15 protein-coding genes are annotated in these 16,005 nt (G+C 42.2%); 9 read left to right on the top strand and 6 right to left on the bottom strand.

Annotation, left to right across the window (positions count from 1 at the left end):
• Positions 1–66 precede the first annotated feature (66 nt).
• Positions 67–1,446, bottom strand: a complete 1,380-nt coding sequence (locus Q9G97_RS05040) for a NarK family nitrate/nitrite MFS transporter (RefSeq protein WP_305899967.1) — start codon at positions 1,444–1,446, stop codon at positions 67–69.
• 399 nt (positions 1,447–1,845) lie between these two features.
• Here Q9G97_RS05040 and Q9G97_RS05035 point away from each other — a divergent pair, with 399 nt between their 5' ends.
• Together Q9G97_RS05035 and Q9G97_RS05030 are read left to right on the top strand one after the other, a co-directional pair.
• On the top strand, positions 1,846–3,906 hold the full coding sequence (locus Q9G97_RS05035) for a histidine kinase (RefSeq protein ID WP_305899966.1): 2,061 nt from the start codon (positions 1,846–1,848) through the stop codon (positions 3,904–3,906).
• A 52-nt stretch (positions 3,907–3,958) separates the two neighbouring features.
• Entirely contained in the window at positions 3,959–4,618 is a 660-nt protein-coding gene (locus Q9G97_RS05030; RefSeq protein ID WP_305899965.1) for a response regulator, read from the top strand.
• Between the two features lie 78 nt (positions 4,619–4,696).
• Here Q9G97_RS05030 and Q9G97_RS05025 read toward each other — a convergent pair whose 3' ends face one another.
• From Q9G97_RS05025 to Q9G97_RS05005, 5 genes are all read right to left on the bottom strand, one after another.
• Positions 4,697–6,178 (bottom strand): MFS transporter, encoded by a 1,482-nt coding sequence (locus tag Q9G97_RS05025; RefSeq protein ID WP_305899964.1) that lies wholly within the window; start codon positions 6,176–6,178, stop codon positions 4,697–4,699.
• A gap of 183 nt (positions 6,179–6,361) precedes the next feature.
• Positions 6,362–6,946 carry an Rrf2 family transcriptional regulator gene (locus tag Q9G97_RS05020; RefSeq protein ID WP_305899963.1) on the bottom strand — a complete coding sequence of 195 codons (585 nt, stop codon included), beginning with the start codon at positions 6,944–6,946 and terminating at the stop codon, positions 6,362–6,364.
• A 108-nt stretch (positions 6,947–7,054) separates the two neighbouring features.
• Positions 7,055–8,287, bottom strand: a complete 1,233-nt coding sequence (locus Q9G97_RS05015) for an NnrS family protein (RefSeq protein ID WP_305899962.1) — start codon at positions 8,285–8,287, stop codon at positions 7,055–7,057.
• A gap of 409 nt (positions 8,288–8,696) precedes the next feature.
• Positions 8,697–9,092, bottom strand: a complete 396-nt coding sequence (locus tag Q9G97_RS05010; protein ID WP_201572848.1) for a DUF1971 domain-containing protein — start codon at positions 9,090–9,092, stop codon at positions 8,697–8,699.
• A 63-nt stretch (positions 9,093–9,155) separates the two neighbouring features.
• Entirely contained in the window at positions 9,156–9,635 is a 480-nt protein-coding gene (locus Q9G97_RS05005; protein WP_305899961.1) for a hemerythrin domain-containing protein, read from the bottom strand.
• A gap of 388 nt (positions 9,636–10,023) precedes the next feature.
• Here Q9G97_RS05005 and Q9G97_RS05000 point away from each other — a divergent pair, with 388 nt between their 5' ends.
• From Q9G97_RS05000 to Q9G97_RS04970, 7 genes are all read left to right on the top strand, one after another.
• On the top strand, positions 10,024–10,584 hold the full coding sequence (locus tag Q9G97_RS05000; protein ID WP_305899960.1) for a hypothetical protein: 561 nt from the start codon (positions 10,024–10,026) through the stop codon (positions 10,582–10,584).
• A 1-nt stretch (position 10,585) separates the two neighbouring features.
• Positions 10,586–10,900, top strand: a complete 315-nt coding sequence (locus tag Q9G97_RS04995; protein WP_305899959.1) for a hypothetical protein — start codon at positions 10,586–10,588, stop codon at positions 10,898–10,900.
• A gap of 58 nt (positions 10,901–10,958) precedes the next feature.
• On the top strand, positions 10,959–12,107 hold the full coding sequence (locus tag Q9G97_RS04990) for an FAD:protein FMN transferase (RefSeq protein ID WP_305899958.1): 1,149 nt from the start codon (positions 10,959–10,961) through the stop codon (positions 12,105–12,107).
• 86 nt (positions 12,108–12,193) lie between these two features.
• On the top strand, positions 12,194–12,877 hold the full coding sequence (locus Q9G97_RS04985; protein ID WP_305899957.1) for a ferric reductase-like protein: 684 nt from the start codon (positions 12,194–12,196) through the stop codon (positions 12,875–12,877).
• 66 nt (positions 12,878–12,943) lie between these two features.
• The gene (locus Q9G97_RS04980) at positions 12,944–13,642 is read left to right on the top strand and encodes a VIT family protein (protein WP_305899956.1); all 699 of its coding nucleotides are present in this window, start codon (positions 12,944–12,946) and stop codon (positions 13,640–13,642) included.
• A 264-nt stretch (positions 13,643–13,906) separates the two neighbouring features.
• Positions 13,907–14,521 carry a YceI family protein gene (locus tag Q9G97_RS04975; protein WP_305899955.1) on the top strand — a complete coding sequence of 205 codons (615 nt, stop codon included), beginning with the start codon at positions 13,907–13,909 and terminating at the stop codon, positions 14,519–14,521.
• 91 nt (positions 14,522–14,612) lie between these two features.
• Positions 14,613–15,968 carry a cytochrome c gene (locus Q9G97_RS04970; protein WP_305899954.1) on the top strand — a complete coding sequence of 452 codons (1,356 nt, stop codon included), beginning with the start codon at positions 14,613–14,615 and terminating at the stop codon, positions 15,966–15,968.
• Positions 15,969–16,005 lie beyond the last annotated feature (37 nt).

The raw sequence follows: 16,005 nt of genomic DNA, 5'->3' as shown, positions 1-16,005 counted from the left end.
AGGCTACTCAGATAAGTAGCCAAACCGAACAATCATTTTGGATTTATTTTTTAGATTTAAAACCTCTTAACAAGGGATTTCAGCATGACTGCGGCTGTAATACCACCAAGTTAAAACGATACAAACGATATAGAAAATAATCAAAGCAATGAAAGTACCAGATACTCCTAGACCTGAACCAAACATCTTCGGTACAAAGAAAGCACCATAAGCTGCGATAGCTGCAGTAAAGCCAACAACTGCAGCTGACTCTTTACGTATTTCAATGAACAACGCTTCTGTGCCTACTCTACTAGGATGTAGACGCTCTAAAAAGGTTTTGAAAATAACAGGGATCATAGTAAAGGTTGAGCCGTTACCGATACCTGTAGTAATAAATAGCACCATAAAGCAGATAAAATAACCGACAAAGCTGCCTTGACTGATCTCACTAGGTAAGAAGTACATCACCCCAATGACAGCAATAACCATCACTATATAGTTCCAAAAGGTTACTCGTGCGCCACCTATTTTATCCGATACCCAGCCGCCTATCGGACGAAATATGGCACCGACAAATGGCCCTAAAAAGGCGTATTTAAGAGGGTTGATTTCAGGAAAAGAGCCTTTTATCAGCATTGGAAAAGCGGCAGAAAAGCCAATAAATGAGCCGAAAGTTGCCATATATAGAATGCACATAATCCAATTATGCTTACGGGTAAAGATAACCGATTGATCTTTAAACGATGCTTTGGCAGATGAGATATCATTCATCATAAACCAGGCCGCTATTGAGACAACAAAGATAAAAGGTACCCAAATAAATCCAGCATTTTGTAAGTACAGCTCTTTGCCAGCAGCCGTGACTTGCGGCGCGCCGCCTAAAGCGCCAAAGACACCTAGCACAATAACGACAGGGATAGCGAACTGCATGACTGAGACACCAAGATTACCTAAGCCCGCATTTAGACCTAGCGCGGTGCCTTGCTCTGATTTGGGATAGAAAAATGAAATATTAGACATAGAGGAAGAGAAGTTCGCGCCACCAAAACCACACAACAGCGCAATAATAGCAAAGGTTATGAATGGTGTATTTGGATCTTGTACCGCAAAGCCCATCCATAATGCTGGAATAAGCAAGGATGCGGTTGAAATTGCGGTCCAGCGTCTACCCCCAAAAATGGGCACCATAAAAGAGTAAAATATACGTAGTGTTGCCCCCGTCAGTCCTGGCAGCGCTGCTAGCCAAAACAGCTGACCATCATCAAAACTAAAGCCAATCTCAGGTAAGTTTACGATGACCGCGCTCCATACCATCCAAACCGCGAAGGCAAGTAACAGGGCAGGTATCGATATCCATAAGTTACGCGTAGCTACTTTTTTACCACCATTTTCCCAAAATTCTTGCACCTCAGGACGCCAGTCAGTAATTAGTTTACCGCCTTTTGTATAGTGTTTATTACTCATGCTCTTCCTCGCTTATCACTGCTTATATAAGTCGCTAGATATCATCAAGTAGTAGAAAACAGACTCTGAACCTCTGCGATATCGTCCACTACCTTTGCTTATCCGCCCTATTTTTTATCTTATTTTTGATCAGTACGGTTAAATCAGTACCGTTAAAAAGTCATTTATGAATAAAACCTTATATCTCACCTTACTCTGAGTGTTGTTTTATTAGTATTCATACATGGTGGTATACTGGCACCCTAAAGGAGTAGTCTTTAGTAGGTTTAAGGCGCTATCCTTCTCAATCTGTAGGGTAAAAGTTAAAAGGGTAAGAAGTTGAATAAGCAATGAGTGATTATTGTTTGGCTTTTTTATCCCCTAAATTCGTTATAGTATTTGATAAGTGAAGTGTTATTGATGATCAGAAAGTTTTTACGTCATTCTTTACCAATTCAAGCATGGGCTAGCGTTTGTGCTATTGCTCTGCTGTGCTTGGTGTCAGCGGTCGGCAGCGGTATGTTGGCATGGATATCAGAGACCGATGCTCAAGCCATTAATACAGCAGGATCAGTACGGATGGCCGCTTATCGAATTAATTTTCAATTGGCGACTGATTTTGTTGATGTTAATCCTACTGGTAGTGCTAGCACTGATATAGAAAGCTCTTCGCAGGTAAATGACTCTACTAGCCAGCAGACAGCTAATACCTTGACTGATAGCAAAACGGCTCATGTGCTTGGAGATGATGCAAAAATAGCGATTCTCATCACAGATATGGAAGCTAGGCTGGGAAAGTTAGATACTTATTTAATAGAAAGTAAGCGTAAGCATAAACTCATTGATCAAGGTTTTGACAGCATTGAAAAGCAGTGGTTACAGCAGCTAAAGCCTGCATTGATATTACAAGATAAAAGAGCTTTTTATACCGCCTCATTACCTTATGTTGATGATGTGGATGCGTTAGTGAGTGAATTGCAGTATAGGAATGAGCGGCGACAAAACTGGCAGCAATTACTGCAGTTTGCCTCGCTAGTGCTGACTATACTTATTATGATGGTCGGTTTACATAAGCTTCGAAGAAATGTGCTTTTGCCTGTAGAGCAGCTTATTAGCGCCAATACAAAATTTGAGCAAGGCCAATATAATACGAGAGTCTCAATATCAGGCTATAGCGAATTTGTGGCCTTAGGGAGCTCTTTTAATAAGATGGCTAAAACCATTGATACTTGTCAGGCCTCACTTGAAAACGAAATCGATATCAAAACTCAGCACTTAGTGACCGCCAATAGTGCATTATCCCTACTTTACGATTTTGCGCAGCACTTAACCACCAGCCAGTTAAGCTTGCATAAACTTGACAGCTTAATTACTGACTTTGGCGAGATACTGCCGCACCTAGAGCTCACCTTGTGCCTACAAAATGATGTACTTAATCATAAAGACTCTATAGCCTTGCACAGTGATAATATGCAAGAGCTGTGCGCCAAACTCACTTGTGATAATTGTAGTATCAAAAACAATGAGCATACTAAATCTTATCTTATCGCCCATCAAAAGGCTAAATTTGGTGAGTTAAGAGTGCGGCCTAAGTCTATGCTACCGACTACCCCGCCACAATCACAATCGCCTGATTTATCAACTTCTAGCGCTGCCAAGATGGGTGAAAAAACTTTTCAAAGATCACCGCAAGCCTCCAATCGTATTCCGATCATTGATGAAAATAGCCCATATTTTCGCTTTGAAAATGATGAGCTCATTACTACGCTCACCAGCCTAATCAGTACCGCGCTATCACTACGTAAACAAAGACAGCAGGAGTATCAGCTGGTGCTGTTTGAAGAGCGTACGACTATTGCAAGAGAGCTGCACGACTCTTTGGCGCAGTCCTTGTCCTATCTTAAGATACAGATTAGCGTGTTAGAAAAACACCTGAAAAAAGCCTTCACCCAACAAGAGATAGCAGCTGAAAAAAATGTTTGGGCGCATATTGAGCACATAAAAATAGGACTCAAATCTGCTTATCAGGAGCTAAGAGACTTACTAGTGACCTTCCGACTGACTATTGATAATGACAATTTTGATGAAGCCTTGCACGAATCGGCTAGCGAATTTGCCTTAAAAGGTGGCTTTGATGTGACCGTGAATAATAACGTCATGACGCTCAATCTAACCGCCGCTGAACAGGTGGATCTTATTCAAATCGCCAGAGAAGCCTTATCAAATATTAGCCGCCATGCTCATGCCAACAATGTAGAGATTGATTTTGGCCACAATGATGAAAACACTCATATCGTTATGGCGATTATAGATGATGGGGTGGGTATCGCAGGCGAGGTTGATCAATCCCTACATCATGGCCTGATGATTATGGAAGAGCGCGCGCACAGTTTGGGCGGCATCTTGATCGTGACTGATAATGAGCCAAAAGGCACGATTATAGCGGTTGAATTTGCTCCTGATTTTTTTAACCAATACTAACTTGATAGCTTTTAAAGCTCTTTTTACTCTGTTTTTAATTTGCGAGAATTCTATGAGTACTATCGTTTATACCGCAGCTTCACCTGCCAAACTATTACTAGTCGATGACCATCCTATGTTACGCCGAGGCATGTCAGATTTACTCAGTCTTGAGGGCGATGTCAAGGTGGTGGGCGAAGCAAGCGATGGCAAGCAAGCCTTAGACTTTCTACAAAACAATGCGGTTGACTTAGTTATCCTTGATCACAATATGCCCGTATTGACTGGTATTGAAACTTTAAAGGAAATCAAAGCTCGACATATTAAGGTAAAGACGCTGTTGTTTACCGTCTCTGATAGCGGTAATGATGTGCAAGAAGCATTAAAATTAGGGGTCGATGGTTACCTATTAAAAGATATGGAGCCTGACTTAATCATTGATGATATCAGGAAGATACTGCGAGGAGAGCTGGTCATTAGTCCAAACCTTGCGTCGATATTGGCACAGACACTACGCACCCCAAGTGCTAGTGACATTGCGGGCAACCTGACAATAAGAGAGCTTGAGGTCATTCAAATGATCGCCAAAGGTCTCAGTAATAAAATGATCGCTAATAAACTAGATATCGCAGAGTCAACAGTAAAAGTACATGTGAAGCACATTCTTAATAAGACGGGCTTGCGTACTCGTGTAGATGCTGCGGTATGGACTGTGAATAACTTGTCTAAATAACTCTTGATCAAAACTGATACATATAAAAACCAGCTAATTATAAATTGGCTGGTTTTTATATGTATAGGAAAAATAAAATTAGCCGTTATATTCTTTAGCAATCTGAATATCTACCGATGACATTTGATACTCATCACCAAAGGCATCTGCAGGCTCTTTTAACCAAAAGAAGCAAAGTACCCAAGCAATAAAGGCACCGATTGCGATAATAAAGAAAAACTGATTAGGCTCCACCAATGTAAATACGAATAAGTAGAATACCGCGCCCACGTTACCATAAGCGCCCGCTAATCCTGATATCTGACCTGTGAGACGACGCTTAATAGATGGAATAACGCCAAAGGTTGCGCCTTCTGCCCCTTGGACAAACACTGAACATAAAATAGTAAAAATCACTGCGATAAATAATGGCCACTCTGCATTTAGTAATCCCATCAGTGCAAAGCCAATCCCTATACCGAACATATATACCAGCATAACTAGGCGACGGTTGCCTATTTTATCAGAGATATAGCCACCGAGTGGCCGCGCCCATAAGTTCACAAAGGCAAAGGTTGAGGCGACAAGACCCGCTACTGTCGGATCAAGCGTCCACGTTGCCGCAAAGAACATCGGAAGCATCGATACTACCGCCAGCTCTGCGCCAAAGTTGGCAAAGTAGGTGACATTAAGAGCTGCAACAGAGGTAAACGGATATTTATCATCCTCAGGAATACCCGCTTTGATAATCGGTATGTTGACGCTGATGGCTTTATAGATTTGATAAACCACCATCAAGGCTATAAAGCCATAACATACCCATGCGCCCGTATCGCTCAAAAACCCCATACCTTGCGTGCGATAGACCAGTAATGACAGCACACCATATAACGGAATAATAAATAAGCAATAAAGCAGCAGATCCGCCCAAGTAGAGACTTCTAGGGCGCCCGCCTTACGTGATTTTTGATGCGTATTGACGTCTGGCCCATCGGTAATCAAGAACCAATAAGCAACGCCGTATGCTGCCATGAGCACGCCCGACAAGGCAACCGCCCAGCGCCACCCATCATCGCCGCCAAAGAACTGTAGCGCCACTGTCGGAATGGTAATCGCTGCTGCTGCCGAGCCAAAGTTGCCCCAACCAGCATAAAACCCTTCAGCAAAGCCAATGTCTTTAGGCTTAAACCAAAGCGCGGTCATATGAATACCGACGACAAAGCCCGCTCCAACGATAGACATAAACAATCGTGCTACGAATAGCTGCATCGCTGAGGTGCCAAAAGCGAAGAACCAAGTCGGTATGGCCATGACTACCATCAAAATTGAAAAGACTCGTCTAGGACCAAAGCGATCTAGCGCCATACCAACGATGACGCGACCAGGAATAGTCAACGCGACGTTGGCAATCAAGAATAGCTTGATGTGGTCGGGCGTCAAGTAGCTTTCCGTTTGCAGCATAGATGTTGCAAGCGGCGCCATATTGAACCAGACATAAAAGGTAAGAAAAAAAGCGATCCACGTATAATGAAGCGCTCTTATATCGCGACGTTCCATCTCCAGCAGCTCTTTTGCATGCATAGCACACGCCCTCCTTATTGATTAAAATATGGAGGTAATGTACCAACAAATACTGACGTTAACTATTGAGCAAAAGCGGTATAAAATACATACCAAGTACTACTTAAGAGGGATGAGGGTAGAGCCAAAATAGGCCTTGGATAGCGAGTGTAATTTATAAGAATAAAGCATATGAAACATGATTTAAGACAGCAATTGCTGAAGCTCTTTATTATTGAGAGTAATATCGGCAAGAGTATAGTCATCCATTACCTTGATAAAGGCTTGTGTGGCTTCATAAAACACGCCTTTTAGCTGGCATGAAGGATTAATAGTACATAGGGTCTTAGACGGACTATCAGCCAAGTCAATCTTCTCCTTGTCCGCACTCACCTTCTCGCTTTCCTCTTTGCTTTTCTCTTCGTCTAGTGCCTGCCGACTGCTATTACTGTCCACACTATTATCTGCGTTTTCGGCTACAACATCACCTTGCAAGAACTTGTTTCCAAAGCAAGGAACAATGGCAAAGTCCGGCTCAGTATGACGCAAGATCTGACCTAAATTAATGTCTTTGGCGGCCATAGCCAGTCGAATACCACCATTCTTACCACGTACACTATCTATATAGCCAAGCTGCGCGAGTTGATGCACGATTTTAGTCAAGTGGCTTTTGGATATCTGATAGCTATCCGCAATGTCAGATATCGTTGCCAAAGTTTCAGAAGTTGGCATCACTGCCAAATACATCAAGATTCGTAGCGCATAATCACTATAATTAGTTAGACGCATAGTATTAGCCCATTTTTAAGGTTTATTTATAATTTTCATAACTCTAAACGTATTATATTCTTAAAGCCTATACAAATCTTTATAAGCTCAGTATCTATCCCTTTTAAATTAACCAAATAACTTATCAGGACGCGCCCTAGATAACATCGGAATATAAGTCATACAGAATAAAGCAAAGCAGAGTATCCATGAAGTCTGCGCTATCATTAGCCAAACGATATAGTAGTCCATCGTGATAAGCGGCATAAGCACTCGAAAGATAAAGACGCCAATCATTAATACAAACATCACTGACACCGCCTTTGATGGCTGATGAATACTGCGACCCGTATGCCCTAAAGAGACGCGCGACATCATTGCCAAAGTCATCATGCCAACGCCTGATAGCGCTAAAGCATGCAGCGCTATACTATGGCTAAAGTGCAACCAAGGCTGCAGCGCAAATAAAATAAAGCTGCTGCACATGCCTACAAAAGCTAGATACAATGACCATAACAACGGTTTTCGCCAGATACCATGATGATACCAGCCCAGCAAACGAATGCCATTAACCAAGGCTACACTCAGTGCACTGATGGTGATTAAGTATTTATTAGGATAAAAAATATCAGCAAGCATAAACACTAAAAAAGTAACTAAGCTTAAGATATCGAGGACTTTACTGTTTTTGACTTTGACTTGTTCGGTACTCGTCGCGCTGATACCACGCTCGATAAAGAACGGCACGACTCGGCGACCAATAGTGAGCACTAGCGCGATAATGATATATAAACCAAGATAAATACCGACTCGCACATAGCTCATGTCACCACTATAAATACCCCAATAGCATAGACCATTACCGATCGTTAATAGTACTAGCTTAGAGATAATACCCATCTGTTTATATTGCTTGACCGCCATTACCGCTTTGGCGATGACCCAAGCCATCGATACCATAAAAGCCAAGTCCCCTACTGCCGCCAGTGCGAACCAAAGATTGGCGCTACTCACGCCTATTCCCACTAGCCCCCAGCTTATCCGAGCGACTGCCCAGCATGAGAAAATGCCCAGCAGCCGATAGCCATAGGGCATCATGACCCCTGTCCAAGTCTTAACTGCCGTCAATAAAAATCCTGCAATCACTGCTATGGTATAGCCATATAACATCTCATGCCCGTGCCAATACAGCGGGTTGATAGCAGTGACATCGATATCCGTCTTACCCATAAACACCAATGCCCAGAGCAGCATGGTTAACACTGCAAATAGCCCTGCGGCACTAAAAAATATACGAAAGGCAAGGTTTAAAATAGGATGGGGTGACGTTGGACGGCTCGTCGGCAACTGGATGTGCAGCATGTTGAGCACCTTATAGCAGGGCAAATCGGAAGATGGTATTACTAAACACTAGCAAAAGACACTTTGGATAAAACTATTTTTAAAGCATTATTTTGAAGACACTGCTTTAAAATAATCAATAAAGATATATTTAAAATGAATGTTTATTATAATACATAATGTCTGCTAGAGATAGTCTAAGTTGAGCGATGCTATAGAAATGGTTATTAGGCACTGTATAGTTAAAATACTTTAAAAGTGTGACAGTATTACTGGTATAAATTTTTGCAGCCTCTGTCAGCGTGCTCGCAGCAAGCAAAAAAAGTTATACCAGTAATACGCGATGATATTACTTTTATTCAATTATATATATTATTGCAAATACTAAAATACCCGCGAAGTGCGGGTATTTTTACAACCTGAGTTATGGCTACTCTTCTGGCTTATCGAACAGCTTTTCAATCGGCTTACTATGGATAGTTGAGCTGTTAAACAGTGACTTGCCCTCGTTTTTGCTCTCATTGCCGCCTTCTGTCCAAAAGTTAATATTAAACTGCGCATCATCGCTGAGCTCGACACGGTGCCAGTACTCAGGCGGACTAACCGCAAATTGTCCTGCCTCAATCACGATAGTTTGTTCAGGATCAGTTGCCGCCTCATTGGCAAAGCCGTAAAAAGTAACCACCCCTTGCATGACGCAAATTTGGCCAAAGACGCCTTTAGCGGTATTATGATGAGTCAGCAGAGCTTTAGGGACTTTATCTTTAGTGAAAAAATGTGTAGAACGTTTTATTTTCCAGTGACTTGGAATAACTTGACGATTCATAGTGACTCCTTACTGATTACATTTTATTTTGATTACTCTATTTAATAACTAACAGCTTTATAGTTAACGCAGCTCATCTAAATGCTTAATGTCATCTGGACTAGCTTTATAAATAGCGTCAAGCTCAGACTCTGTCAGATATTTTTCGGTAACGGGGAACAGCTCGCGCTCCTCAAAACGGACATGATCATATAATAAGCCTGCCAGCGCTCTAACCTGTTCGACGCTAGGCAAGCTCGATGCTGTCTTTAGAGTGGCGGCAATATCGGCAGTAAGCTCACGCAGCTCTTTATGCTGCCCCTCCAGTTTATCAAGCACAGCGGCGACCTCGGGTTCTTCCTTGCGATAAGGCTGCAAGCCCTCAACAATTAAGTCATCTTCGAGTCTAAAGTGATCCTGCATATCACCCATATAAGACGATAGCGCTTGCCAGTGTTCAGCGATCTGCTCTGGATTATCAGCGCACTCTTTGCCATGACGCCCGATATTTAAGCCAAGATGATGCTGTCGCGATAGAGGCTGTAACTGTTTGGCACGTTTCATAAATAAGCTCCCAAAGTTATTAATGTTATTAATGTTATTGGCATTATAGTCACTGAATAAAACACTATAGCGCCAGTCTACTCCTATTATTCATAAATACGAATGATAATTATTTAAAATTATGAATATAGTGCGATGATATAAAAAAAGCCTACCAATGAAGGTAAGCCTTTTGAACGCCTTTAAGTCTCAACTCATTCACTTGCCTCATTAATCCTGTAGCTTTTGCCAAGCACTCATACCGCCTAGATAGATATCAATATTACCAAAGCCTCTGAACTTATCATAATCAATAATATATTGATATACCGCCACATCCTAAGTCTAAGCTAATATTCATAGCGTATGCTACTTGTATTCCCTAACCAAATAATGCGGAGTACATACTATGAGCCTGCCTTTATTAAGACCCTTGTTATTAACAGTCGGTGCTACCTCGTTGGTATTTTTTGGCGGTGTCATTGCCTTGGCAATCCAGTCGTCTGAATCTATTGATCTCTTATCAGAGCCGACGTTATCAGCACCTAGCCTTGTTGATCAAAATACTAATGTATCTTCTATTGCTGCGCTGACTTCTGCGCAAGCGATAGCATTGGCCAAGCAAGACATGCCTAGTGCGCAACTACAAGCGACGCCTGAGCTTATCAACTATAACGGTACAGTTGCTTATGAGGTGCTATTGGATAGCGGCACGGCTTACATTGATGCCAATCTAGGAGTTGTCCTTAATCCAGTGGCTACCGATAACTATCGTGCTGATGACTTTGATGACAACTATGAAGATGGTCATAATGATGATTATGAAGACGATGACGACCATTATAAGAGTGAGAAACACGGCAATAAAAAACACGATGACGATGATTATGAAGACGATGAGTACTATAAAAACAATGAACGTTTAATCACAACGATTTACGAGCAGTATGACGATGATAAGGATAGCTAAGATGACTAATACTAAATCAAATTCGTCCCAAACGGCTGACAAAAGGGTTAAAAAAGCAGACCCTTTTGCGGCACTCAAAAGCAGCATTATGATGGTTTCAATCGTAGGCACTATGGCAGGATGGTTAGTGCTACTCAATCAAGAAACCGCTAGCCAACCTATAGATACTGCCCTATTCAATGCTTCTGTTTCTAAGAATAACGAGAAGGCTGCTGAGCCAATGCCAGTCGTAGATATTAGCCAGCTGCGACAAGTCAATGAAATCCAGCCTGTCGAGGCAATAACCGTCGTCGCTCGTACCCGTTCCTCTCAATAAATAGAAAAGGCCAGCAGTTATTACGTTAATACCCTATCGCAAAAAGTGGAGCCCGCTAATGATAAATAACGTATCTCATGAAAATGCACCACAACTGGCAACGATTAAGTTGTACGCGATGGGTTGTCACATTCAAATCAGCTTAAATACTGCAAGGCTAAATACAGAAAGGCTGAGCACGCCATACTCGCAAGCGTCTATAGACCAGCAAGTCGCTTTATTGGCAGATGATATTCAGCAGCAACTCGTCTACTGGGAGCACATCTTTAGTCGTTTTGATGACACTAGCGAGCTGATGACCCTCAATAGTAATACTGGCCAATGGACTAATGTGAGCGCAGAATTATTTGCGATGTTGCAGCGTGCCATTTATTTTGTGCCAAAAACTCAAGGCTTAGTAACCCCAACTTTACTAAAATCTATGTGGGTAGCGGGCTATAAACAGTCATTTGAAGCGCTGCCAAAACACGCTATATCATCCCTGCCCATTAGCACTACCAATACTGCTTCAACCGCTATTACGGGGGCAAGTCTACAAGATACGTCTGTAACGAATGATGCTCAATTAAACCACGCTAATCAGCACGCAGAACGTATCCGGATGCGCTTATTAGATAATGGGCAACAGCAAATTTGTCTACCAACGGGTATGGCGCTAGACTTAAATGGTTATGTCAAAGGCTGGTGCGCTATGCAATTGGCTGAGCAAATTAGCCAACTGCATAACTGGCATTTTCCCTGTTTAGTAGATATGGGTGGTGATATAGCGATTGGTGTCCCAAGCGATCAAGACATAGATAAGCCTATCGTTTGGGGAGTTGCTGTCGCCAAACCGCATCTTATGAATGGCGAGCCAATTCAAGATCAGGAAGACGTCGCAATCCTTGCTATCAAATCTGGCGGGGTCGCAACCTCAGGTCAAGACTATCGGCGCTGGTGGCATAAGGGCCAATGGCAACATCATTTAATCCATCCTCATTATTCTCGTCCAGTAAGCAGTGATGTCCTAACCGCAACTGTACTCGCTGACGATACCCTAATGGCGGAGGTGTACGCTAAATACTGTGTGCTACTTGGCGTTAATGAGGCAATGGCATGGCTTAACAAAAATCATATTGCGGCACTTTTGATTGCTACGGATAACCAAGTACTGACCTCCCACGCCATTTCTTCAAATTTAGTTCATTCAGAATCAATAGCGATTTAAATGATGAAGATAGATTTTTGAAGAGCTGTACATCAAAAAGCCATTCATTAAAAAGTCGTTAGGTATATATCCATAGGAGCATAGCTATGCAAACGAATCATCTTATTAGTAGTCATAATGACTCTAAATTGACAGCAGTAGCTAGAGTCTTATGGATTATATTAATTTTGGGCATTGGCATTTCGGCTGGTGGCTATGCACTTTTAATATGGGGAGATGCCACTGTTCAATTACTGAGCGCCACTGATAAGCATTTTTGGTATTTATCGCGAGCCAGTGGAATTGTCTCCTATAGCTTATTCTGGTTAGCGATGGTTTTTGGCTTATTGCTAAGTACCCGTTTAGGCAAAACTTTTAATAATGCTCGGGTATTTGCACTGCATCAATATTTAAGTCTAATTGCAGTGGGCTTTGCCGCCTTTCATGCTGGTATATTGTTAGCAGATAATTATCTAAACCTTAATTTATGGCAGATATTACTGCCCTTTGGTTTTCAGACAGATCGTGTGGGTGTTGCATTAGGACAGCTAGGGTTTTGGCTGTTATTTATCTGCGCTTTTAGCTTTTATATTAAGCAATACCTTGGCCAATCGGCCTGGCGATGGCTACACTTTTTGACCTTTATGGCTTACATGCTGATCAGTATTCATGTGTTTATGGTGGGATCTGACAGTCGAGCACTGCCATTATTATTATTTTATGCAGTCAGTCAGACGGTGGTGTTTTTACTGATAAGCTATCGGCTATTGATGTTAAGACAACTCAGATGATCCGAGATGAAGTTATAAGCTACAATGTCACCATGAACTTTATATTTGCAGTATTTGGGGATATCTATGCATCACTCTATTCATGACGAGGCACACCTAAGTAATCGTAATCATTGGTTGCGGGCAGCAGTACTGGGAGCAAATGATGGTTTGATTTCAACCGCCAGTTTATTAGTCGGCGTGGCTGCGGCAAATCCAAGTCACCAAACGTTACTATTAACGGGAGTGGCAGCATTGACTGCAGGCGCTTTATCGATGGCGGCTGGTGAATATATCTCAGTATCTTCACAAGCAGATACTGAAAAAGCGGATCTGAAGAAGGAGCTCTACGAGTTAACTCATAATGCTGAACGCGAGCTTATTGAGCTGACGAAAATATATGAGACACGTGGACTTGATCACACTTTGGCGCATCAGGTCGCGGTAGCATTAACCGAGCACGATGCGCTTGAAGCTCATGCTCGTGATGAAATAGGCCTGACTGATCTTAGCCAAGCAAAGCCGATTCATGCGTCAATCGCCTCAGGGTTATCGTTCATTGCTGGTGCCCTATTACCTATTATTGGCATTATGATCTTGCCTGAGTCAACGCTAGTCTGGTCATTAGCGACTGTAACCCTGATAGGTTTGACTTTGCTTGGGTTAGTGTCCGCACGCTTGGGCGGTGCGCCTATTGTTCCTGCTACCACTCGAGTAGTGGTTTGGGGCGCGCTTGCCATGCTAGCAACGTCGTTGATTGGGCGCTTATTTGGGGTAGCGGTTTAGAGCACACTTTATCCCAAAACATGCCCTTTATCTTAACGCTTTCTTAACACGCTGTTGATTATGCTAAAGAAGAGGTCATTAAGATTTGCTAGAGACCTTTGAGTAACTTCGACCATTGTCATTACTATCACTACACTCCTAAAAAACATCTACTAAATTATTGAAAAATAGAGTATAAAATAAATATAAGCTAATTAAAAACATTTAATCTAACTTAAATTAGTAAGCTCTTTATGTATTAGAATCTAACAATGGAATGTCGTTATGGTAAGATTTTTTCTCAGGCAATACCTAACACATTTTTATAAAGGGCTATCGCTATTACTGATCATAGTCAGTAGCACTGCTACCAGTTATGCGGCCAGTTACGTCATTGACTCTACTCAAACTAATGTACGTTTTGCGCTTGATAACCTCAAAACCTCTAGCACTACTGGCGGCTTTTATAACGTTAAGGGACAGCTCCAATATGATCCAAGCTCAAAAGTGGGCACTATCTCGCTTATTATCCCTATCAAATCTTTAGATACAGGTAATAAGGCTTTCAATCTTAAACTAACAGGTCCTGAATTTTTTGATATTCAGCAGTTTCCTTTGGCACGTTTTGAGTCTAGTAAATGGTATTTTAATAATAGTAAAACCAGTCCACAAGTCACTCAAGTCGATGGCAACCTTACCTTGCATGGTGAAACTCATCCTATCAGCTTAAGAGCGAATAAGTTTGAATGCTCCCTAAATCCTACTGTTAAAAAAGAAGTCTGTGGCGGCGCTTTTACAGCGACCATTGACCGAACCAAATGGAATATCAATAAGTATATTTTGTTTGGTATGACTAAGAATCTCACTTTAAATATTCAAGTTGAAGCCACTAAACAATAGTTTTTGAGTATGATAATAAGTTAAACCAACATAAGTAATATAGTTTTTAGTAGAATAACTTAGTATTATCTGCCAGCTCTATAAGGATATTATGCAGCCCACATCTATAAGACTTTCAGCATCAGTATTAGGATTGTTACTTAGTCTAGTATCTACTGCTGCATTTGCTGATAGCGAGCCAACTGTTGGCACTCTTAGCCCAATTAGCTTGCCCAACGTTAGCCCTGCCAATAGTGATTTGGCTAATCGTGGCGCTTATGTGGCGCGTACTGCTGACTGTATGGCTTGTCATCGCGAGGATTATAGTGGCGGTGTGGCGATTGAGACGCCTATTGGCAATATTTATTCAACCAATATTACGCCTTCTCGTCGCTACGGTATTGGTAATTATACTGAGGCAGATCTCAAAAAAGCGCTGCAAAAAGGCCGTTCGCCTGAGCATCAGATTTATCCAGCCATGCCCTATCCTTCCTATCATGGTATGAGCGATGACGACATTAGCGCCCTATTCGCTTATTTCCAGACTGTGCCGCCCGTAGAAGAACCCCCTGAAAAAACCACTAAGCTACCGTTTCCGTTAAATATTCGGACGTTGATGTTGGCTTGGAATGTCATTAATGTGCCCTCCACCGAGAACCGCACAGGATTAACGCCAGTGCAGCAACGCGGAGAATATTTAGTCAATAATACCGAGCACTGTGGGACTTGTCATACTCCGCGCAACTTAACACAAGGTCTCGATAAAGACCGCTATCTCTCTGGCGCGCCACTGGGCAAATGGTTCGCGCCAAATATCACTCCTGATAATAATACGGGTATTGGGCGCTGGAGCGAAGACGATATCGTCACTTATCTACGTACTGGAAAACTTGATAAACGCGCTTATGCAGGTGGACCGATGGCTGAAGCGGTCGCTCATAGTACGCGCTACTTAACTGATGCAGATTTGAGCGCTATGGCGGCTTATCTAAAAGTCGTGCCTGTTATCAAAACGGATGATTATCTTATACCTCTAAATACAGCTCGCTTGCCAAACCCTATCAGTAGCTCTATTACTTACGATTTAATTGAGCAAGAAAAGTATATATCACAGGCCAAAGCTAACTCTGTAACTAATGCCAGTATTAATAGTATCAATTCGCCCAAAGCGCTATACCTCACGCATTGTGTCAGCTGTCATGGTGTCGACGGCTATGCTCAGCCCGATGCTCGTTATGCCTCGATAGTAGGGCTTAGCAGTATTCGCCGCGCCAAACCTGATGCGCTAGTGAATGTTATTGGCTTTGGCGCAAAAGGCGCGTTAAATACTGCCCCGAAGATGCCAGGTTTTGAAAAAGATTTAACCCATGCACAGATTGCCAGTATTGCTAATTATGTACGCGTTAATTTTGGTGGTTTAGCCACTAGTACTGTCACAGAAAGTGATGTCAAAAACATAATGAAATAGCGACTTATACAGTCATGGACGAATGCTCTATAACAAG

The sequence above is a fragment of the Psychrobacter sp. M13 genome, from assembly GCF_030718935.1.
In the GTDB taxonomy this organism is placed as follows: Bacteria; Pseudomonadota; Gammaproteobacteria; order Pseudomonadales; family Moraxellaceae; genus Psychrobacter; species Psychrobacter immobilis_G.
The sequence above is the reverse complement of the archived record's forward strand: the minus strand, read 5'-3'. Positions and strand labels throughout refer to the sequence as shown.

Bases quoted from the DNA above. Each gene is read 5' to 3' on its own strand.
- Q9G97_RS05020 (WP_305899963.1), bottom strand. From the start codon at position 6,946: ATGCGTCTAACTAATTATAGTGATTATGCGCTACGAATCTTGATGTAT.
- Q9G97_RS04990 (WP_305899958.1), top strand. From the start codon at position 10,959: ATGATAAATAACGTATCTCATGAAAATGCACCACAACTGGCAACGATT.
- Q9G97_RS05030 (WP_305899965.1), top strand. From the start codon at position 3,959: ATGAGTACTATCGTTTATACCGCAGCTTCACCTGCCAAACTATTACTA.
- Q9G97_RS05025 (WP_305899964.1), bottom strand. From the start codon at position 6,178: ATGCATGCAAAAGAGCTGCTGGAGATGGAACGTCGCGATATAAGAGCG.
- Q9G97_RS04970 (WP_305899954.1), top strand. From the start codon at position 14,613: ATGCAGCCCACATCTATAAGACTTTCAGCATCAGTATTAGGATTGTTA.
- Q9G97_RS05010 (WP_201572848.1), bottom strand. From the start codon at position 9,092: ATGAATCGTCAAGTTATTCCAAGTCACTGGAAAATAAAACGTTCTACA.
- Q9G97_RS05015 (WP_305899962.1), bottom strand. From the start codon at position 8,287: ATGCTGCACATCCAGTTGCCGACGAGCCGTCCAACGTCACCCCATCCT.
- Q9G97_RS04975 (WP_305899955.1), top strand. From the start codon at position 13,907: ATGGTAAGATTTTTTCTCAGGCAATACCTAACACATTTTTATAAAGGG.
- Q9G97_RS05000 (WP_305899960.1), top strand. From the start codon at position 10,024: ATGAGCCTGCCTTTATTAAGACCCTTGTTATTAACAGTCGGTGCTACC.
- Q9G97_RS04980 (WP_305899956.1), top strand. From the start codon at position 12,944: ATGCATCACTCTATTCATGACGAGGCACACCTAAGTAATCGTAATCAT.
- Q9G97_RS04985 (WP_305899957.1), top strand. From the start codon at position 12,194: ATGCAAACGAATCATCTTATTAGTAGTCATAATGACTCTAAATTGACA.
- Q9G97_RS05005 (WP_305899961.1), bottom strand. From the start codon at position 9,635: ATGAAACGTGCCAAACAGTTACAGCCTCTATCGCGACAGCATCATCTT.
- Q9G97_RS05040 (WP_305899967.1), bottom strand. From the start codon at position 1,446: ATGAGTAATAAACACTATACAAAAGGCGGTAAACTAATTACTGACTGG.
- Q9G97_RS05035 (WP_305899966.1), top strand. From the start codon at position 1,846: ATGATCAGAAAGTTTTTACGTCATTCTTTACCAATTCAAGCATGGGCT.
- Q9G97_RS04995 (WP_305899959.1), top strand. From the start codon at position 10,586: ATGACTAATACTAAATCAAATTCGTCCCAAACGGCTGACAAAAGGGTT.